Source organism: Halobacillus litoralis, from assembly GCF_020524025.1.
Lineage (GTDB): Bacteria > Bacillota > Bacilli > Bacillales > Halobacillaceae > Halobacillus > Halobacillus litoralis_D.
This window is the reverse complement of the sequence record NZ_JAIVKN010000005.1, coordinates 81,973-101,842: the sequence shown is the minus strand read 5'-3', so window position 1 is coordinate 101,842 and position 19,870 is coordinate 81,973. Positions and strand designations below refer to the sequence as shown.

Here is a 19,870-nt window from a genome sequence, read left to right as displayed (position 1 = left end):
GAACGTTATGATATGGATGAAGAAGATAATGCACGAAACGTCCGGGAAAGCCCTTCGATTACGTCAGAGGCGAGCAGATCAACTTTCGAATGTCCGTCCTGTACCAACAAATCAGCTGTATGACCATGAATGAGACATCCATTACTGAGTGCGTCCATCAAGTTATCATTTTGCATCATCATCGCAAGCAGGATACCTGACAGAACATCCCCACTTCCACCCTTAGCCAGTCCCGAATTCCCTGAATGATCCACCCTCTGTTCTCCATCGGGAGACGTAATAATCGTGGAGGGTCCTTTCAGGATGAGATACACACCGTAGCGGCGGGCAAATTCCCGGGTATAGGAAAAAGGAGATTGTAACACTTCTTTAATGGGCACACCTGTCAAATGGGAAAACTCTCCGGGATGGGGCGTTAATACCGCAGGAGCTTCTCTTGCACTTAACTCGTCAAGCAAGCCTTTTAATAGATACAATCCATCTGCATCAACTAAAAGCGGAGAATCACACTGCCGAACGAACTGCCCGACAAGTTTTTCTTCCGGTTCCTCACGGCCGATTCCCATCCCCAAAGCTACCCCATCATAGTCAGATAAAGAAGGAACTTGTCCACCATATTCTCTTTTAACAAAAGTGGCCTCCTGTACAAAAGGAGAAATAGAAGGAACGGCCTCTTCTTCTGTGGCAACGGCCACTAACCCAGCACCGCTTCTTAAAGCAGCACGGGCAGCCATAGCCACTGAACCCGGCATCAGCCTGGATCCCCCGGCAATCAGTCCTTTTCCATGCGTTCCTTTATGGGAGTGATCTCCACGCCCAGGAAAGGTCCGCTTCAAATCATCCATCTCCCAGGTCCTTCGACCAGCGTCAGGAATCATCTGTTTAGGGATACCGATTTCAACAACCGACCAGTCACCGTAAAAAGGCTGGGTATGCTGGAGAAACGCACTCATTTTTGGAGCCTCAATGACAGAGGTATAATGAGCAGAAAAACCATCAAACTCATCAATTCCTTCATCAGCAGGTACTCCTGTTGGAATGTCTACAGACAGACGAAGCATTGATAGTTGGTTACAGTAACGGACAATCTCAGCAAGAGGCTCTTTTAACCGCCCTTTTGCTCCAATCCCAAGCATCGCATCAATACAGACATCCGCCCTGCTCAGAGAAGCCTTCAAGTCTTCCAGATTCATCAATGGTTCAATCGGGTGACCAGAAGCTTGAAAGATCCTCTTATGCACTTGTGCATCGCCTTTGATTTTTGCGTCGGGTACGACTTGCCAGGCCTCTACATTATAACCAAGGTTCAACAGTGTACGGGCAATAACAAAACCATCTCCACCATTATTGCCTGCTCCTATTAAAACGACAATCTTATCTGCCGAAGAAAGGTGAGGCAGGAAGTCATAAGTGACGGCACGACCAGCGTTCTCCATCAATATATTCCCTTCTAACCCGGCAGTTTCGACCGCAACCCGGTCCCGTTCGTACATTTCTTGTGCGGTAACAATATCCAATTCGTTCCCTCCTACCCGCATTACAATAGTATGAGACAACCCCTGCAATTATGTCTTACCTGCCTATTCCACCCCTCCCCTGCTCCAAAACAACTTGAGCGATCGCGTGGTCTTCACTATGGCTGATAGATACCCAGACCTTTAGATGTTCATAGCCTTTCGAAGTAAGTTCAGGTGCACCCGTTTCATTAGACAGAACCTCAATATCACGAAAACCCAGCTTGCCAATTCCCGTTCCCGCGGCTTTTGCAAAAGCCTCCTTCACCGCAAAACGGCCGGCTAGATATTCGACTTGTCTTTTTTCCTTTAATTCCAGAAAACGCTTATATTCTCTATCTGTTAATATTCGTTGAACAAATCGAGGATTTCGCTTTATACTTTGTTTAATACGACTAAGTTCAACCATGTCGACGCCAATCCCTTTAATCACGATACATCTTCCTTTTCGTTAATAATCTATGACCAGTATACCCGAATCCACGAGAGATCAAAAAAGAATACAAGAGGATTATAATGACTACATTTAATCAAAGAGGAGTTATTTTTCACTTCTACTGCCGCTTTCATGTTTGGCAGTTTCATAAGCGGGAAGAGTGACCGAAGCAGAAGCCCGGCTGCTTCTTACATGGGAACAGCAGTACCAGAAAAGCCCGTCTCTAACGAAAGCATAAAGGAGATTAAGCCTATGTTTATTCGAACAGAAAGCTTCAAAGAGTTTCTAAAATTTTATCCGATCATTTCATTTCTAGTGGGACTGCACCTCGTGTTGTGGCTGACTACCGATTTTCTACAGCTCGGCTTTGCCCAGGATTTAGAACGTTGGGGAATCGGCATCAACATTTTGGTATTAAACGGAGAGTATTGGCGCTTAATAACACCGATCTTCCTGCATGCTGATTTTGCTCATGCCTTATTTAATTCCTTCTCACTTGTCCTTTTTGGCCCTGCCCTTGAACAAATGCTCGGGAAAATCAAGTTTACCGTTATGTACTTGTTTGCTGGAGTCGCTGGAAATTTCGGGACGTTCATCGTCAATCCAGATGCCTACTACACACATCTTGGTGCTTCAGGTGCTATTTTTGGTATCTTTGGCGTCTATGTGTTTATGGTGCTGTACAGAAAACAACTCATCGATCAGGCGAATTCTCAAATCATCCTCGTCATCTTTGCCCTCGGTCTGTTTATGACATTTACAAGACCCAACATAAATGTCCTCGGCCACTTATTTGGGTTGATTGGTGGTTTCGCTTCGGCCCCCCTTTTATTAAAAAACGCCCGGCCTTTTTCATTGTGGCAGGTACGGACGCGTCATTCCAAACGAAACAATGAAGAGATTTCTTTTGACCCGAACCGCTGGAAGAGACGAAAATTTTCTGGAAAGAACCCGGCCCGTTACATCTTATGGGGCATTCTTTTATTTCTTGCTCTTTTCGCTCTCTTTAACCGAATATAAAAATCCGGACACTCTAAACCCACCTCAAAAAGATACAAAAAAACGATCCGCTCCTTTAAAAGGGCGGATCGTTTTTTAAATCAGGCTGCCATTAGCTGCGGCCTTTACTTTGGTAGTTACGCTTGCCACTACCGCTTTTTCCGTTAAAATTGCGATTGCGGGATTTATTTTTGTTATTGAAGTTGCGCTTGCCGCCTTTGCGGTAGCCGCCTTTTTTATTATTCTTATCACGCTGTGCAGTTTTCACGCTGATCGGCTGGACGTGAGACAAGCGAACAGGAACTTCACTGCGCTCTTTTGTCAGCATTTTAAGGGCTGCTGCCACAAGATCTGTAGAATCATGCTGTTCCAGCAGCTCGTTTGCTGCCTGCTTGTAGTTCTTCAAATCATTGTTCGTGATCGTTTCCGCCAGTTTCTCGATCGCTACTTTCTGCTGACCGCGGGCAGCTTCTTCAGAAGAAGGTACTTTCAAGCGTTCCACTTTCTTCTTCGTAAGCTTCTCAATCAGGTGAAGCTGATCTTTTTCACGTGGAGTCACAAAGGAGATAGATTCCCCTTTACGTCCAGCACGACCAGTACGACCGATACGGTGAACATAGCTTTCAGGATCCTGCGGGATGTCAAAGTTATATACGTGAGATACTTCAGAAATATCCAATCCACGTGCAGCTACGTCAGTTGCTACAAGAATTTCAATACGTCCACGCTTGAACTTATTCAATGTTGACATACGCTTTCCTTGAGTCAGGTCTCCGTGAATACCTTCTGCACTGAAGCCACGAGCCTGAAGACCGTCGGCTACTTCGTCAACACGACGTTTCGTACGACCAAATACAATCGCGAGCGCCGGGTCATGGATATCAAGAAGACGAGTCAACGTATCGAACTTATGCTTCTCTGGAATTTCAACAAAGAACTGTTCAATGTTCTCAACAGTCATTTCTTTCGCTTTTACTTTTACTTCTTCCGGGTTGTTCATCAGCGTTGTAGCGATATCACGAATTTCTTTAGGCATTGTTGCAGAGAAAAGCAATGTCTGACGCTCTTCTGGAAGTGCCTTCAGAATGTCACGGATATCTTCGATGAATCCCATGTTCAGCATTTCATCCGCTTCATCTAATACTGCGGTATGAACATTTTCAAGCTTAATTGTCTTACGACGGATATGGTCAAGCAGGCGTCCTGGTGTCGCTACGACGATATGATTATTTTTCAGGGCACGAATCTGGCGTTCCATGTTGGAACCACCGTAAATTGGAAGGACGCGTACGCCTTTCCCTTTACCTAATCGATTAAGCTCTTCCGCTACTTGAATAGCCAGTTCCCTTGTCGGGGCGATGACAAGACCTTGAACGGCCTTCACTTGCTTATTGATTTTTTCGAGCATCGGAATACCGAATGCAGCCGTCTTCCCTGTACCTGTCTGGGCTTGACCAATGACATCTTTCCCTTCTAGACCTAGAGGGATCGTTTGTTCTTGTATTGGTGTGGTTTCTTCAAAGCCCATAACGTCTAACGATTTTAGAATAGGCTTTGATAATCCTAGTGATTGAAATGTTGTCACTTAATTTCATACTCCTTTATTTTTAAATCTTCTACCTATATACATGTAAAAAAAGCCTTCTGCCACAGGAAACGGGAGAGGCTTCTCTGGTATCTGCCTGATAGATTCATTCATCATAACATATATAACACAATTTATTCTACACATTTCGGCTGTGCTTTTCAAACTCAATAATGATAAAATGAGTAAAAACTGACGTATACCAGAGGAGGGCTAGCTTGGAAAAGCCTCCGATTCAACCTTATATTATTTTGTTTATAGGTGTGCTTTCAATATCAACATCCGCGATTTTCGTGAAATTGGCAGGGGATGCACCCGCTTCCATAATCGCTTTTTACAGACTTCTTATAGCCGTTGCAATTATGGCTCCTTATGTATTATGGAACCATTTTGACGAAATAAAACAAATCCATAAGAAAGATTGGCTCTTTGCTATCTTTTCAGGGGTATTTCTGGCCTTTCACTTTATCTTGTGGTTTCAATCCCTGCAATACACCACAGTCGCAAGCTCCGTTGTCCTGGTATCCCTCCAGCCTGTTTTTGCCTTTACCGGGACATACATCTTTTTCAAAGAACGCTTTACTATTGGAGCGATGCTCAGTTTACTGATCACCATCATCGGAAGCGGAATTATCGGTTGGGGAGATTTCCAAGTGAGCGGTCTGGCTCTATTGGGGGACATACTCGCCATTTTGGGAGCGCTGGCTGTAACCGGATACTTTTTGTTAGGGCAACATTTACGAAAACGCTTGTCCTTGATGACCTATACGTTTATTGCCTATGGAATGGCCGTTTTAACCTTAGGGGTCTACAACCTTTTTGTAGACGTTTCATTCACAGGGTACAACGGAGACCAATGGTTAATTTTCCTCGGCCTTGCAATTATCCCGACATTCTTCGGCCACACCCTGTTCAATTGGACACTGAAGTGGCTTAGTACATCAACAATCTCCATGACAATCCTTCTAGAGCCGATTGGCGCTTCAATCTTAGCGTATTGGATTCTTAATGAAACCATTACCTGGTCCCAGTGGCTCGGAGGTTCTATTGTGATTTTCGGTTTAATGATGTTTATTTTCAGCACCACTAAAAAAGTGAAACCGAAGATTACGCATCAAACCGGAAAAAAGTAGTGAGAAAAGTCTGGTATAATAGGAAATAGAAGACAAAGAACGACGACATTTTGAGAGCAGGTGAAAACATGACGATACAAATAATTATTGATGGCGGCGGAGATCTGCCGGCAGGAGTAATGGAAAAACATAACATTATATCTGTCCCGTTGAACCTCCACTTTGGGGACGAACAGTATAAAACCGGAGAAACGATTGATCTGGCTACGTTTTACTCCAAGTTGAAGGAATCCGAGGAACTCCCCCGTTCTTCATCGCCCAGCCCAAACGATTTTTATGAAAAATATAAAAAGATCGACGCCGATCAGGAAATTTTAGTTTTAGCGATGACTCAGGGATTAAGCAGTACGTATGAGAGTGCTGTCATCGGTAAGAATATGCTTATAGAAGAAGAACCGAATAGAAAAATCGTCGTATTAAATACAAAGACCGCTTCCTGCGGCATATCTCTTCTTGTGAACGAAGCTTTAAAGAAGATTGACGAGGGTCTGAACTTTGATGAAATTGTAGCTCATATGGAAGAACGAATTGAAAAAACAACGACATTATTTATATTGAAGACGTTGGAAAACGTCATTAAGGGTGGACGCCTGGATAGAATGAAAGGCACGCTGGCCAAAACGCTGAATATTAAACTTTTGTTGAAGGCAAGTGAAGAAGAAGGATCTGTGGAAGTCACCGAAAAAGTCCGTGGAAACAAAAAATCAATCCGCCGCTTTGTCGAGCAGATTGGAGAATATGCACACACGCTTGAAGACCGTGTGATTGCCATGTCTCACTGCAACGATGAAGAAAGAGGAAAGAAAGTCCTTGAAACCATTAAAGAACGGTACAATTTTAAAGACAGCTTATTTATGGAAATGGGTCCCCTCATATCTACTTATTCAGGTGAAGGCGGTCTTGTCGTTGCCTTCTTTAAAGACTAATTTTTCCTATCGTTTAAACAGAAGACAAGTCAGACAGAAAATATAATACGAAAAAACGTCAGAAGCGATGCTTCTGACGTTTTTTTAACCATGATATTCTTCGTAGTCCGGCTGGGGAGAAAGAAGCGCTAAAATTCCTGCTGTCACAGGGAAGAGAATCGTCAGGAGAATGACTTCCTGGTAACCGCCCAGCCAGTCATAAAACAAGCCAAATGGCAGAGGTCCCAAAGCGGAGCCCACCACCATCACAGTTTGTGCAAGCCCTTTAATGCTTCCTAAGTGTTCCCTGCCAAAATAATTGGGCCAGACGATATTTAGAACAATCCGCTCAAACCCATTAACAAATCCCCAGAAAACCCCGAATGCAACAGCCAGCCACCAAGTATCTGTAAACAACAGGATGAGCAGGGTGAAAATATGACCGAAAAAGGTAATAGCCAGTATGTAATGAACTTGAAAACGATCTACCAGGTATCCGCTGACAAAAGTGACCGGAAAACCAACAACCGCCATAAGCGTAAGCACCATTGCTGCAATTCCCGTATCCAGTCCCCTCAAGTCCATAATAGAAACGATATGAAAGGTAATGGCTGTATTCACAAGAGCCGGCACCACTACACAAAACAAGATAAACCAAAAAGCCCTTGTGGCCATGGCTTCTTTCAATGTCCAGCTTTTTTCGTTCACTTCAACATTCGGATTTTTAAGTTCTTCTCCTTTGATGGGCTTTGGATTACCGTCAGGCACTTCGCCAATGTGTTCGGGCTTATTTCTTACAAAGAATAAAGCCAATGGAACAAAGAGGATAAGCAAAGCCGCCCCCCAGAGTCCCCAGGTCATCCGCCACCCTAACGATTCAATCAGCCATGTATTTAACGGCGGAAGGAGAGCCGAACTCGCAAATCCTCCAATCGCCATCACACTCAACGCACGGCCTCTCTTACGAATAAACCATTGAGGCACAAGAGTGTTGGGGATTAATGTCATCGACCCCTGTCCAAACAGACGAACCATAAAAAAGCCTAGAAACATCATAATCGGTCCAACCAAAAAGGCATTCCAAAACAATGCCAGGGAAAGACATGTGCCGATTGTAACCATCATCGCCCGCTGACCAAAACGATCAATGAGTCGTCCCATCATAAAAAGTGTCACGCCGGCAAGCAGTGTTGCTCCGGAGTAAATCCCCGAAACCACCGACCGCGAATAATCGAAATCTTCTATGTAATAATCAATGAAAATTGAGATGGAATACGTTTGGCCCGGCCCTGAAAAGAACACACTCAGCCCGGCAACCAACACGACCACCCAGCCATAATAAAAAGGTGTGTGGATGGGCGCCTGCCCCTTCTGTCTATTCAAATGAACCCCTCCCTTTCACTCCTATCCGACAAAATCAAGCACCTTATCAAATAATTCATCTTTATCATCCCCATGACAAATTAGATGCTTGGATTGCTTCAGAAACACCACTTCTTTATCTTCCGAAGGGATTTCCTCATCTAAGTACAACGCTGCTTTTCTTGGTACCATACCATCAAGTTCCCCTTGGATAATTAAAACCGGGCATTTCACCTGTCTTAAATAGGGACGAGTGAACTGCACACATTTCATAAATTCAAAGGTAGAAAATAAATAGGTATCCTTCATTTTCTTTTGGTACCTTAAGAAGAGTTCGTTGTCAGCCAGGACACCGTTCCAGGCATCCGCTGCCATCCCTAAGATATCTTTGACCATTTGCGGCAGGCTGACATACTTCCCAGCCGCTGATAATAAAACCAACCGGTCAAGTTTGTATTTGGCCGTTAAATAAGCCGCAATCATACCTCCCATGGAAAAACCAATGATATAAACGTCATCGTTTCGTTTCATAAGATCCAGCAAAGCTAATTCAGCGGTTGCGATCCATTCTTGAAAATAATGTCCCTCAAGGTCAAGATCTTCGCCGTGTCCGGGCAGTGTAGGGTTAACAATCTCCCACTCTGTCCTCGCGCTCAGGAAATCAACGAGAGGCTGCACTTCCTCAGGACTCCCTGTATATCCATGTATACACAAACATCCAATACTCATGGGCCTCTTCCTCCGCACATAATAATTTCGTCTTTCGAAATAGTATAGCATACCGGTTCTTTAAAAACGTAAAGCTGTGCCGGAGAAGGCTTGGGGTATCACCTGGGACACCTTTACTTTTAACCGATAGATCATAAGTGACAAAAAGTGCGCGCTGAAGCTATAGCGCGCATTACTTAATGCCTTTGACAAATGTTCCAATCCCTTTAACGATTGGACTGACCTGCTGGACCGTCTTCATGACCTGCCCTGTAGTAGACATCATTTTATCAAAATCCAGCTGTCCTTCTTCATTTTGAAAATAGTTCATCACACCTTTAGACATGGCCCCAACGTTAAATGAAGGCGAACCATTCGCATTCCCGGTTTCAGTATAACCTGTATAGTTGTAACTATTCATAGAGGGATATCCATAGCCATAAAGTCCATTATTATAATTTTCATAGCCGTAAACAACCCCTTGATTTGCAGGATAGGCCTGCGGGAACGTTTGCTGGTAAGGAACCTGATTGTAGGAAGGTGCAGCAGGGTAGCGGTACCAGCCGCTGCCATTATAGTAAGGATAATATGTGTACATACGTGTTCCACCTTTTTTGTATTTACTTCAGCCTATGTAAAAGGCAGAAAAGAGTGAAACAAAACATGAAGCAGGATCGAATGATCAGTGGAATGAAACGATCTCCTTTAGACGATAAAAAAACAAGTGATTTTCATCACTTGTTTCTCCATTTATGAGAAGTTCATAGAGTCCGTTTGAATAAAGCGATCATCCCTGATTCCTAATGATTGTTTTAGCTTTCTTTCCTGATAACCCAGAATTTTTTCTCCGTTTATAAAAGTAGCAGGTGTACCGTATACGCTCATGCTTTGGAGTTCACGGAAATGAGAACGGTCTTCCGATACATTTCTTTCTTCGTATTCAACATCCCACTCTGTTAATTTATCTAACACCTTTTCACAATAACTACAGTCCCGGCTTGTATATACGACCACGTTTGAATTCCCCAACACTCGCCCCCTCACACCTTTCCCTTATATTATCTAAAATTCTAATACCCGCTGTAGAGATGCTTAAACACTTTTTTTACAATAATTCTCCAATAGAGAAGAGCTGTTTTCCTTAACAGCCGGGGGACCTTTGTATGGTTCATATAGAGCTGTCCAACATTCTATGTTGTTAAAAGAACTGCCTGATCTCCGTGGGCGTTCATACTATGGCTGCTTCCTGCTTCTTCTACAGGGATTACACACTCTCTCATTCGTCACCCCGGCTATAGGACAAAAACACCCGTACTACTCAGTATACGTTCTTTGTTTTGGATGAGCGCAACCATCAAGTTTTCCTATCATTATATAGAAGGAATAGACCGGCTCATCCTTATAAAGTAAGCAGGACGTCCCCTTTTTAATGTTGTTACTCAATCTTTTTTATGGGCATGTCCCCGCTGATTAAGTCATAACTCTTATGAACGGACGAAGGGACAGTTAGAAGATGAACAAGTGTTTCAGCGACGTCTTCGCGCGGAATTTCTCCATGTTCTGTCCGCTTCTCCATCAACACTTTTCCTGTCCCCTTTTCATTCGTCAAACTGCCCGGGCGCACAATGGTATAATCAAGGCTCGTCTTCCTTACATATTCGTCCGCTCTATGTTTAGCGTAAAGATAAAACTTAAAGTCATCCGGCGCTTCTTCTGCACGATCAGCGCCAATGGAACTCAGCATGATGTATCTCTTCACACCATTTGCCATTGCATGATCAGCCGTTTTAATCGCTCCTTCCTGATCAATAATGATCGTTTTGTCTGCACCTGTATGAGGGCCGGAACCCGCGGCAAAAATGACAGCGTCCATTCCATGAAAGGCGTGACCGAAGTCCTTTTCCAGGTCGGCCAGAACCGTGGGAACTTGGATTTCTTCAAAATAGGGAATTTGATCCGTATCCCTTAACATGGCATACGGCACATGTTCAGATTTCCTTAATTTATGAACAATATGCTTTCCTACTTTCCCATTTGCACCAATAACAAGAACATTCAACCGAATAGGACCTCCTTCTATAAAATTTATTCTTTATTGTCCCCACCATCCCCCAACATAAACAGAGCAGTCTACGAAATGAAGGATTAAGGAAAAAGATGCCGAATTCTTTCTCAAGACAGATATTGGAGGGTAACGTATGACCAATACTTACGTGTTCACAGGATTTCCCGGCTATTTGGCTTCCGAATTAATTCAATCCTTATTTAAAGCCTCGTATGAGATTGAGAACATCTACCTTATCCATCTGCCATCTGTAGAAGAGTCAGCACGAAGGCAGCAGGCAGTGTGGGAAAGTGATCCACAAATTCCTTCAGAAAAGATACACCTCATCAAAGGAGACATTACTCAGGATTGTTTAGGAATGCCTCCACGATTGTCTGAGGAATTACAAGGAAAAGTCACTCACTTTTTTCATCTCGCTGCCCTTTATGACTTAGCTATCCCCCTCACTCCCGCATGGAAAGTAAACGTTCAAGGAACGAGAGAAGTGCACCAATGGTTGAAAGAGTGCTCATGCTTAGAGAGGTATATTTATTTCAGCACCGCTTATGTTTCAGGAAGACGCAGGGGGATAATTCTGGAAGAGGAACTAACACATGATGAAGGCTTTAATAACCACTATGAATATACGAAATATGAAGCAGAGAGGCTGGTAGACGGAATGCGGTCGACCCTCCCGGTCACCATCATACGTCCAGGGATTGTTGTCGGACATTCCAAGACCGGGGAAACAGCCAAATTTGACGGCCCTTATTTTGTCTTGAATCTTCTTGACTCCCTCAAGCACCTCCCTTTTCTCCCTTATTTCGGAGAAGGTCAAGCGCTTGTGAACCTTGTTCCGCAGGACTACGTACTCTCGGCAGCGACCTATCTTGCCCATGCGGAGAAAGCGGTTGGACGGACGTACCACCTCACAGACCCAAACCCTTATACAGCCAAAGAAATATATGAACATTTCAGTGACCAATATAGAAAGAAACAACCACGATTCACGGTCCCGGTTAGTTTTGCGCGGGAAGCCCTGCGCATAAAGCCATTACGTCAGCACCTCAGGATACAGAAGGAAGCACTGGATTACTTTTCATGGGGACCCGTTTACGACTCCACCCATACTCAAACAGATCTGCAGGAGTCTTCTATTACTTGTCCTGATTTTTTCAGTTACACCGATGCATTGATTCATTATTATAAAAGGGAAAAAGACAACCCTTTGAAGCATGTGTCGATCTTCTAATAGACTTCCCGACTAGAGAATTTAAAAGGGGCAGCGACTTTTCAGCCACTGCCCTTTTTCAGCTTTCCCCTATCCAGTTCTCATAAAGAACCTCAATATGCCTGGTTAGTTCGTCCTTGTCTGATTGAAGTTCCATCAGTTCTTTTACGTCCGGATTTTCCTCCATTTGATTTTCTATATTAATCAATTCTTCTTCTAATGCTGATATCTGCTCTTCGAGAGAAGGAGCGGTATCGGCAGTTTTCTTACGAATGGAATCTTTAGTCTGCACGCCTTCGCGTTGTTTCTCTACCTCTGCCCTGTTCTCTTGATTCTCAAAAAGTGCCAGCCATTGTTCCCTCGTTTCTTCATAGGTTCCAATAAACCGATGAAGGCTCCCGTTCACTAAATAAGCAGTATCAGAAAAACATTGATTTAGAAAATAACGATCATGAGAAACACCAAGAACCGTTCCGTTGAACTGATTTAAGGCTTCCTCCAGCACCTCCTGAGACTCCACATCCAAATGGTTGGTAGGCTCATCCAGAATTAATACCTGGATCTCCTGATGCATAAACACAGCCAGTTTCAGACGCATCTGCTCACCACCACTCAGATGCTTGAGTTTACGAAAGACATCATAGCCATAAAACAGAAAGCCGGCTAAACGCTTGCGTGCCTCTCCTTCTGTCACCCGGATATGGTTTCTAAAATACTCAATCATTGTCTGCTCTTGATCTTCCTCTTGAAGCGGATGCTGAGGAAGATAGCCAATAGACATTGAAGGGGCGTGTTTCACCAAACCAGACGTGGGTTGTTCCTGATTCAATAGAATCCTTAACAGGGTAGACTTTCCACTTCCGTTTGCTCCGACAATTGCTAACCGATCCTGATATCTCACACGAAGGTTCACGTGATTAAGAACCTTCGTTTTCCCATACTTCTTCTCTACTCCTTCCACAGTAAAAACATCTGTGCCTGTCCGCCCATCTGCATCTAGTGAAAGGTTCATTTTCTTCGGATCAATCAGTGGCTTATCTATTTTTTCTAAACGATCAAGGGCTTTTTCCATGCTTTTGGCCTTTTTAAAAAGCTTAGGATTCGGCGGGGTGGCTTCATTAGCCCACTGTCTTAACCGTCGTATCGCTTCTTTCATCTTTTTAATCTTCTTTTGCTGTTCTTCATATTGGTGAAATTCTGATAACAGCCTTTCTTCCTTCTGCTTTTCATAGGAAGAGTAATTTCCTTTATAACTCTGTATTTCTCCTGATTCAAGATCCATAATATCGGTCACGACATGATCAAGGAAAGAACGGTCATGAGAAATCACGCAGACGGTCCCTTTATACTGCTGCAAATAAGATTCCAGCCATTCAATCGCTTGTAAATCTAAGTGGTTCGTTGGCTCATCCAGCAGAAGGACGTCCGGATTTTCCAACAGAAGCTTCGCTAAGCCAAGCTTTGTTTTCTCTCCCCCGCTTAAACTTGAAAAGGGCTGTTCTAGTAAACCAAAGATATTCAGCCCATGAGCCACTTGGCGGATGGAAGCATCTATCTGATACCCGCCCTGCTGGTCAAACCGTTCCTGAAGCTCCCCATAATTTTTAATGGCCTGTTCCATTTTCTCCGGATGTGTCATATCAGACTCCAGCTTTTTCATTTGATCGAAGATCACGAAAAGGTCCTGAAACGCTTGTTCTAAATAAGCCCTTCCTGTCCCGCTCCAATTAGAGGGAATCTGCTTCAGCTGTCCAATCGTAACACCCTTTTGAATAAACAGATCTCCACCGTCCATGCCCTCTTCTTTCATTAGAATACGGAAAAGAGTGGATTTACCACTCCCATTTCTGCCGACAAGTCCGATACGCTGTTGTTTTTTCCATGCAAGGTTTAAAGCTTCAAACAGTACCTCTCCGCCAATAACTTTATATAAATCCTTTATTGTAATGATCATTTTTTTCCTCCTAAAGACTATTAAAAGACACAAAAAAGCCAGAGGTCTCGTTACCCCTGACTTTTAAATGCATCTTTCATAAAATCAGATATGAGACGTTACGATATTCATTATTCAGCTTCCCATTTTGGACATACGTGCCCCGTTGACAGCTGAATCATGAATAATCGCACGGCGTACATAGTTAATTTGATAGTCCAACACGTGCATCTGTAACATCTCCATACCTCCTTTGTCTTTAGTCCTAAAATCATTATATCTCAATGTCAGAAAATTGACTACTTTTTCTGTAGATCTGCGTTTTTTCCCAGCTTTTTCAATAACTCAATGGCTTCATACTTCTCTTCATCCGTAAGCCCATCCATAATAGATTGAATCTGCTTCCAGTGATCCGGAAAAATTCCGTGCAGCAATTCTCTGCCTTTTTCCGTAATAGAAGCATACGTAATCCGCCTGTCGTTCGGACATGGAACTCGTTCCAAATACTCTTTCTTTTCAAGCTTATCGACAACATAAGTGATACTTCCACTTGCCAGAAGGATTTTTTCTCCAATCTTTTGAAGCGGCTGATCTCCCTGATGATACAACAGTTCAAGTACTCCAAACTCTGTCGGGTTTAGTTCATATCTCTGAATATCATCTTTTACTAAATCTGCAATTGTGCGCTGCGCTTTTGAGAGCACGACAAACAGCTTAAGTGAAGGATCCTGCTTTTTCTTGCTATATAATTCTTGTTCGTTCATGAGGTTCGCCCATCCTTTGTGAAAAATAAAGTTATTATACAGTTTAACAAATTCATACAGCAAAACCACTAGAAAAAGCGAATTCTAAAAATCCCTACTTATCTAATAATGGGCTGAGAGCGTTTGGACCGCCGCCCAAAAAGGTGAAGTGACCTGGAAGGACTTTCAGTTCAGCAGGAGCATGTCCTTTTATTTCTCCATCCATATCGACATTTTCAGAACCATCCACTTCAATTTTCACCGTTTCTCCCTGCCGGTAATACAGTTCCTCAAAATTTTTATCTACCGCTCTTTCTTTTCCCATCGTCATTATTTCCCGAAACAGCGTCAAATTTGAATTTTTCACGATTAATACATCTAATTTCCCATCCTGCAGATCAATGGCTGGTACCGGGACCCGTCGTGTTCCGATAAACTGTCCATTCATGACAAGTACCATCACCGCCTCGCCCTCTAAGACTTCACCATCAACGGTGACCTTATAATCAAACGGGTCTGCCTGACTTACTGTTTTGAGTGCGCTGATAAAATAGCTGAGTACACCAAAACGATCTTTCTGCTGCTCATTAATATTAAAAGACGCCTGCGTAACCAGACCTATTCCCCAGAAATTGATGAAGTAATTATTCTCTGTCTGCCCCGCGTCTACAGTTAGTTCCTCTCCACGAATGATGGAATCTGCCGCTTGATCCAACCGTTGGGGCGTATCAAGTACACGGCTGAAGTCATTGCATGTCCCACCAGGAAGAACACCAATAATTGGTCGTTTCTTTAAAGGGGCCAGGTAATTGATACATTCATGGACAGTCCCATCCCCACCCAGGATAAAGAACACATCCACTTCCGGCCCATATTGATGGCACACTTCTTTCAATTCATCTAAAGAACCCGTTTGAATCACTTTGAGCTCCTTGACTTCCTGACTGATGACAGGAAGCGTCTCTCGAAGAGACAGATCAATTTCATCTGCTTCTTTATTTCCGTTATATAAATAAACTCCAGAGTGATAACGAGGCATAAAATCCCTTCCTTCCTCTTATCATAATTGACTAAAAAGATTCAGTTGAAACTACTTCCTTCTCTTTTAAAGCGGCGATGAACCCGGCGGGATTATCCACGGTGATAAACAAACGATGAACCTCCCTCTTCCTCCCGAAGAAACGCTCCCCTTCCACTCCTTCTTTTAGTTCCATTACAATTTGAGGGTCCCGCTCCTCAAGACCGGACAGCGTCATGTTATATGTGCCTGGAACCCCCTGCTCATCCTTTGCTGAAAAAGGACGCACATACCGAATCATTTCAATCGGGAGTGTCATGGAAAACCGCAGCCCTTTTTGAAGATGAACGTTTTTGTCATCGATGATGATCGGGGATTTACGGACAGCCTGATAATCTCCGATCAGAAAAACAAGCCCATATATATCGATAATTGCAGCGATCCAGGCAGCTGTGTGACTATACTGCATGAGCAGGACATGAACCGCAATGATTTCAACGAGCATTGCATGAATGAGCATAATAAATACACCGAAGTATTCACTCTTTTTATGATAACTGAAACTGTAAGCATGACTTGGGGTGTGGTCCAGGTGCGGAAAAAAAGCGTAGCGTATGGCAGATAGATCGGCAGCAAGAAATTGGATGACACGTCCAAATGACCCCGTGATACTGTTGTGAAACGTTTTTTGATTGGCCGCTGCTATTCTTGCCATTAAATGCGGGTAGGTAACATGAGAGTCTTTAAAGTTACGTATCCATATGGGGTACTTTCTAAGAAGATATAATAAGAGGATGACCTCCATTAGAAAAAAAGCCGCCTCCACTATAATAATTGCAGTATTAAAGAAGAGAAGGTTTTCTTTCGCATAGTCCGGGACAATCCAATGAATAAATAAAGCACCAATCAGCCATAAGGGAGCAAGTACAGATAAATTTGGTTTCCTCCGTAACACAAATAGGAACAGAACAATAGGAAGGATCATCATCACATCAATGACCGCCGCCCAGACAGTTACCGGCTTTACGGGTCCACTCCATTCAAGTCTCTGAGCAAGAAAATTGGTGGTTAAAAGCAGAGCAATGAATATGCATCCTCCGTAAATTGACTTTCGACGTCCAGATGAAACAAAACTCATCCCCATCCCCCCTCACTTTTCCTTTATTTTACACCACATGAAAGAAACCAGGGAACGTATGCATCCTTTTCACGAATTGTTCACAGAAATAAGTCATCCTGTACCATCTAAGAGGTTATTTAGTTTACGAATCTTCCTAACTCTTTTATACTATAATTTGTTTAGGAGGCTAACTAATTTATGAGACAATCCCTTGATGAGTACTTAGGGTATAACATTCACATGGTTTCGCACCTGCTACAGAATATATACAATGCACGATTAGGCGAATACAACCTGACTCATTCTCAAGCCAGGGTCATATACTTTTTGGCCACGGCTGGAGAACAGTCTCAGACAGAGCTTCAAAAGCGCCTTCACATCAAAGCATCAACGATGAATGGCTTAATTGAATCTCTATTAAAGCATAACCGGATATCCAAGCGGTCCAGCATGGAAGATAAGCGCACGAATTTGATCAAGCTGACAGACCAGGGCGTGGAGCTTCACGATACGATTGTCCAAATCGTAAGAGTGATTGAGGACGAAGCTACTGTAGGATTATCCAAAGAAGAACAGCATGTCATGGTTTCATGGCTGAGAAAAATGCAGTCGAACTTAAAACCTAAGACTACGAGGAGAGAGGATACATGAAAGAACAAAGTCAACGTTTGGGTTCACAGCCTATCCCTAAGCTGCTCGCTAACTTATCCATTCCAGCTATGATCGGGATGTTTGTTATGGCATTATATAATGTCATTGATACGCTGTTTATCGCGCGAGGCGTAGGGATCTTAGGCGTCTCCGGAGTCAGCATCGGCTTTCCTGTTATGATGATTATCATGGCCATTGCCGCTGCCGTCGGTATCGGGGGAGCGTCTGTGATATCAAGACGCCTTGGTGAAAATAAACAAGAAGCAGCAGATGCTGTGTTTGGTAACATTCTTTTTATGATTGTACTAATCAGTTTCTTCGGTTTCATTGGTGCTTTCACCTTCCTTGAGCCGTTATTGAAACTTTTTGGGGCAACCGAAAATATCATGCCATACGCAAAAGATTATTTATTTCCAATTATGGTTGGTTCCATCTTCTTTTCTTTCTCCTTTACAACAAACAGCATTATCCGTTCAGAAGGTAATTCCAAGTTTGCTATGGTCACCATGATCATTCCTGCGGTATTGAACATCATACTGGATCCGATTTTCATATTTGGATTGGATATGGGCGTTCGCGGGGCGTCGGTGGCCACAGTTATATCTCAGGCGACGGTTACCATTGTTGTCCTGAATTACTTCCTTAAAGGAAAATCAACGCTTACAGTGAGATGGAGTGCCTTGAAGCCGCAATGGCTCATTATAAAAGAGGTATTAACGATTGGAATGCCTGCTTTTATCCGACAGGTATCAGGCAGCGGAATGATGATTGCTATCAACCTGATGCTTATTAAGTTCGGCGGGGAATTTGAAGTCGGTGTTTTTGGAATCGTCCAGAAACTTGCGATGTTCACCATCATGCCAATGATTGGCGTTCTTCAAGGTATGCAGCCAATTATCGGTTACAACTATGGCGCCAAAAATTATGCCAGACTAAAAGAAACGGTAGTACTTGGTTTGAAAGTCGTCACCATGATATCGACAGGAATTTTTGTTCTCATGATGGCTTTCCCTGAAGGGTTGATGAACATATTCACAGGCGATGAACAGACGATTGAAACAGGAGCTTATGCTATCCGCATTATGTTCGCTCTTGCGGTACTGATTGGAGCCCAGGTTGTCAGCGGGGGATTATATCAAGCCCTTGGAATGGCAAAGCCGGCACTAATCCTGTCTATGGCCCGTCAGGTGCTTTTTCTCATCCCGCTCGTGTTAATCCTGCCAAATTTCTTTGGAGTCACAGGTGTATGGCTTGCTTTTCCGCTTTCCGATCTGCTGGCGTTCACCTTATCTATGATTTTTCTATATAAGGACCGCGCGTTATTTTTCAAATCAAAAAAAGAAACCGGAACCTATGAAACAGCCCCTTTATAATGAAAAGGCCCTGTTAAACTCTTAGGTTGATTTACAAGCTCTATTATCCTGGAGTTAATCACGAGAGGGTTTTGTTTGAATAAGGGGGGGCGTGGACCTTACTTTTAGACAAACATTTGAAACCAAGTCATCAAGTGCTGCCATAAACAAGTACGTCCATCTTATAAAAATGAATAGTAACGTTTATAAAAAACGATAAAAAAGCACGATGCTCTCGAGCGTCGTGCTTTTTTTATGCTATGTGGAAAACGTCTCACCCCTTATATGTTCACTCTTTTATCAACAAGATTAAGTATCAAAAAGCTGGAAGAGGCGTCACATTCATCCCCCATCTTTTCCCAAAAGATTTGATAGTACTTATAGCAACCTATGACAATTTCCGTTAAAATAATACAGAGCGTGTTATTTTTCTTTGCTAAAGGATGAATCGGATGACGTACTCTGTCCACTTGATTAAATTATTTACTAGCCGTGACGATCACTTGTTCAAATTGAACGAAGCTGAAAAGTTAAAAAATGTTTGGAATCTATTATTCTTCCTATTGGGTGCAACGATTCTTACATATGTCTGGAGTGCTTGGCTGGGACTTGGAACGGATGCTGTATCTGCAAACATGTCCGAATTAAACAGGGTAGAATACGAGTTTAGAAAAGCATGGTTTATTATAGGGCGCATCGTTTATGCGGTCCTCCTATTTCTATTCATCCTTTTCATATCCTCTTTCTTTTTCTGGCTTTTCAACAACATATCTTATAAAAAACTGATCATTATCCAGATGAATGTACTGATTGTTATGATCATTGAACGGTTAACCTGGATCCCGCTGATGGTCTATGCAGGAATTGACTGGTACGTATCTCCATTATCTTTCGGTGTGCTGGCATCCTACTTCACATCCTTTGACTGGGTCATATACTTCTTTGGTTCAATCTCAATCTTTCAACTTTTCATCATTTGGTACCAAGTCAAGTGTCTATCCTGGTTGTCGAGAACTAAAATAGGCTGGATATGGGTCGGGGTTATTTTCTGGCACCTCTTATTATGGGCCGGTACTTCCGCCCTCTCTTATTTTGACGTGTATATTATCTACTTAATCAGGTAAGAAAGCTGCAGG

At 43.1% G+C, this 19,870-nt stretch carries 19 protein-coding genes; 7 read left to right on the top strand and 12 right to left on the bottom strand.

Annotated features, from left to right (window positions below; genetic code table 11):
• Window positions 1-5 precede the first annotated feature (5 nt).
• Entirely contained in the window at window positions 6-1,556 is a 1,551-nt protein-coding gene (locus LC036_RS16930) for an NAD(P)H-hydrate dehydratase (RefSeq protein WP_226585448.1), read from the bottom strand.
• Between the two features lie 16 nt (window positions 1,557-1,572).
• A complete protein-coding gene (gene acpS / locus LC036_RS16925) occupies window positions 1,573-1,947 on the bottom strand; it encodes a holo-ACP synthase (protein WP_226585446.1) in 375 nt (124 codons plus the stop codon).
• 255 nt (window positions 1,948-2,202) lie between these two features.
• Here acpS and LC036_RS16920 point away from each other — a divergent pair, with 255 nt between their 5' ends.
• The gene (locus tag LC036_RS16920; protein ID WP_226585444.1) at window positions 2,203-2,970 is read left to right on the top strand and encodes a rhomboid family intramembrane serine protease; all 768 of its coding nucleotides are present in this window, start codon (window positions 2,203-2,205) and stop codon (window positions 2,968-2,970) included.
• A 91-nt stretch (window positions 2,971-3,061) separates the two neighbouring features.
• Here LC036_RS16920 and LC036_RS16915 read toward each other — a convergent pair whose 3' ends face one another.
• Complete coding sequence (locus LC036_RS16915; protein ID WP_319004497.1) at window positions 3,062-4,534, bottom strand: DEAD/DEAH box helicase; 1,473 nt, start codon at window positions 4,532-4,534, stop codon at window positions 3,062-3,064.
• Between the two features lie 218 nt (window positions 4,535-4,752).
• Here LC036_RS16915 and LC036_RS16910 point away from each other — a divergent pair, with 218 nt between their 5' ends.
• A complete protein-coding gene (locus LC036_RS16910; protein ID WP_226585442.1) occupies window positions 4,753-5,667 on the top strand; it encodes a DMT family transporter in 915 nt (304 codons plus the stop codon).
• A gap of 68 nt (window positions 5,668-5,735) precedes the next feature.
• Window positions 5,736-6,593, top strand: coding sequence for a DegV family protein (locus tag LC036_RS16905; RefSeq protein ID WP_226585440.1), 858 nt, complete (start codon window positions 5,736-5,738; stop codon window positions 6,591-6,593).
• Window positions 6,594-6,677: 84 nt separating this feature from the next.
• Here the strand turns inward: LC036_RS16905 and LC036_RS16900 are convergent, their stop codons facing one another.
• The 5 genes from LC036_RS16900 to LC036_RS16880 all read right to left on the bottom strand — a co-directional run bounded on the left by LC036_RS16900 (window position 6,678) and on the right by LC036_RS16880 (window position 10,701).
• The gene (locus LC036_RS16900; RefSeq protein ID WP_226585438.1) at window positions 6,678-7,955 is read right to left on the bottom strand and encodes an MFS transporter; all 1,278 of its coding nucleotides are present in this window, start codon (window positions 7,953-7,955) and stop codon (window positions 6,678-6,680) included.
• Window positions 7,956-7,976: 21 nt separating this feature from the next.
• Window positions 7,977-8,663, bottom strand: a complete 687-nt coding sequence (locus tag LC036_RS16895) for an alpha/beta hydrolase (protein WP_226585436.1) — start codon at window positions 8,661-8,663, stop codon at window positions 7,977-7,979.
• A 172-nt stretch (window positions 8,664-8,835) separates the two neighbouring features.
• Window positions 8,836-9,240 carry a YppG family protein gene (locus LC036_RS16890; protein ID WP_226585435.1) on the bottom strand — a complete coding sequence of 135 codons (405 nt, stop codon included), beginning with the start codon at window positions 9,238-9,240 and terminating at the stop codon, window positions 8,836-8,838.
• 152 nt (window positions 9,241-9,392) lie between these two features.
• On the bottom strand, window positions 9,393-9,674 hold the full coding sequence (locus tag LC036_RS16885) for a glutaredoxin family protein (RefSeq protein WP_226585433.1): 282 nt from the start codon (window positions 9,672-9,674) through the stop codon (window positions 9,393-9,395).
• A gap of 403 nt (window positions 9,675-10,077) precedes the next feature.
• Window positions 10,078-10,701, bottom strand: coding sequence for an SDR family oxidoreductase (locus LC036_RS16880; RefSeq protein WP_226585431.1), 624 nt, complete (start codon window positions 10,699-10,701; stop codon window positions 10,078-10,080).
• 139 nt (window positions 10,702-10,840) lie between these two features.
• On the opposite strand from LC036_RS16880, the gene LC036_RS16875 reads away from it, so the two are divergent.
• Entirely contained in the window at window positions 10,841-11,938 is a 1,098-nt protein-coding gene (locus LC036_RS16875) for an SDR family oxidoreductase (protein WP_226585429.1), read from the top strand.
• A gap of 58 nt (window positions 11,939-11,996) precedes the next feature.
• Here LC036_RS16875 and abc-f read toward each other — a convergent pair whose 3' ends face one another.
• From abc-f to LC036_RS16855, 4 genes are all read right to left on the bottom strand, one after another.
• Window positions 11,997-13,871, bottom strand: coding sequence for a ribosomal protection-like ABC-F family protein (gene abc-f / locus LC036_RS16870; RefSeq protein WP_226585427.1), 1,875 nt, complete (start codon window positions 13,869-13,871; stop codon window positions 11,997-11,999).
• Between the two features lie 278 nt (window positions 13,872-14,149).
• The gene (locus LC036_RS16865) at window positions 14,150-14,614 is read right to left on the bottom strand and encodes a MarR family winged helix-turn-helix transcriptional regulator (RefSeq protein WP_226585425.1); all 465 of its coding nucleotides are present in this window, start codon (window positions 14,612-14,614) and stop codon (window positions 14,150-14,152) included.
• Between the two features lie 94 nt (window positions 14,615-14,708).
• Complete coding sequence (locus tag LC036_RS16860; RefSeq protein ID WP_226585423.1) at window positions 14,709-15,632, bottom strand: YegS/Rv2252/BmrU family lipid kinase; 924 nt, start codon at window positions 15,630-15,632, stop codon at window positions 14,709-14,711.
• Between the two features lie 31 nt (window positions 15,633-15,663).
• Window positions 15,664-16,749: a hypothetical protein gene (locus tag LC036_RS16855; RefSeq protein ID WP_226585421.1), complete on the bottom strand. Its 1,086-nt coding sequence runs from the start codon at window positions 16,747-16,749 to the stop codon at window positions 15,664-15,666.
• A gap of 180 nt (window positions 16,750-16,929) precedes the next feature.
• Here LC036_RS16855 and LC036_RS16850 point away from each other — a divergent pair, with 180 nt between their 5' ends.
• The 3 genes from LC036_RS16850 to LC036_RS16840 all read left to right on the top strand — a co-directional run bounded on the left by LC036_RS16850 (window position 16,930) and on the right by LC036_RS16840 (window position 19,858).
• Window positions 16,930-17,382 (top strand): MarR family winged helix-turn-helix transcriptional regulator, encoded by a 453-nt coding sequence (locus tag LC036_RS16850; protein ID WP_226585418.1) that lies wholly within the window; start codon window positions 16,930-16,932, stop codon window positions 17,380-17,382.
• A complete protein-coding gene (locus tag LC036_RS16845; RefSeq protein WP_226585416.1) occupies window positions 17,379-18,755 on the top strand; it encodes an MATE family efflux transporter in 1,377 nt (458 codons plus the stop codon). The genes LC036_RS16850 and LC036_RS16845 overlap by 4 nt, the downstream gene beginning before the upstream one ends.
• A gap of 422 nt (window positions 18,756-19,177) precedes the next feature.
• Entirely contained in the window at window positions 19,178-19,858 is a 681-nt protein-coding gene (locus tag LC036_RS16840) for a hypothetical protein (protein ID WP_226585414.1), read from the top strand.
• Window positions 19,859-19,870: the final 12 nt, after the last annotated feature.

Coding starts and splice junctions, on each gene's coding strand:
- LC036_RS16920 (WP_226585444.1), top strand. CDS start 2,203: ATGTTTATTCGAACAGAAAGCTTCAAAGAGTTTCTAAAATTTTATCCG.
- LC036_RS16905 (WP_226585440.1), top strand. CDS start 5,736: ATGACGATACAAATAATTATTGATGGCGGCGGAGATCTGCCGGCAGGA.
- LC036_RS16895 (WP_226585436.1), bottom strand. CDS start 8,663: ATGAGTATTGGATGTTTGTGTATACATGGATATACAGGGAGTCCTGAG.
- LC036_RS16890 (WP_226585435.1), bottom strand. CDS start 9,240: ATGTACACATATTATCCTTACTATAATGGCAGCGGCTGGTACCGCTAC.
- LC036_RS16875 (WP_226585429.1), top strand. CDS start 10,841: ATGACCAATACTTACGTGTTCACAGGATTTCCCGGCTATTTGGCTTCC.
- abc-f (WP_226585427.1), bottom strand. CDS start 13,871: ATGATCATTACAATAAAGGATTTATATAAAGTTATTGGCGGAGAGGTA.
- LC036_RS16865 (WP_226585425.1), bottom strand. CDS start 14,614: ATGAACGAACAAGAATTATATAGCAAGAAAAAGCAGGATCCTTCACTT.
- LC036_RS16860 (WP_226585423.1), bottom strand. CDS start 15,632: ATGCCTCGTTATCACTCTGGAGTTTATTTATATAACGGAAATAAAGAA.
- LC036_RS16855 (WP_226585421.1), bottom strand. CDS start 16,749: ATGAGTTTTGTTTCATCTGGACGTCGAAAGTCAATTTACGGAGGATGC.
- LC036_RS16850 (WP_226585418.1), top strand. CDS start 16,930: ATGAGACAATCCCTTGATGAGTACTTAGGGTATAACATTCACATGGTT.
- LC036_RS16845 (WP_226585416.1), top strand. CDS start 17,379: ATGAAAGAACAAAGTCAACGTTTGGGTTCACAGCCTATCCCTAAGCTG.
- LC036_RS16840 (WP_226585414.1), top strand. CDS start 19,178: ATGAATCGGATGACGTACTCTGTCCACTTGATTAAATTATTTACTAGC.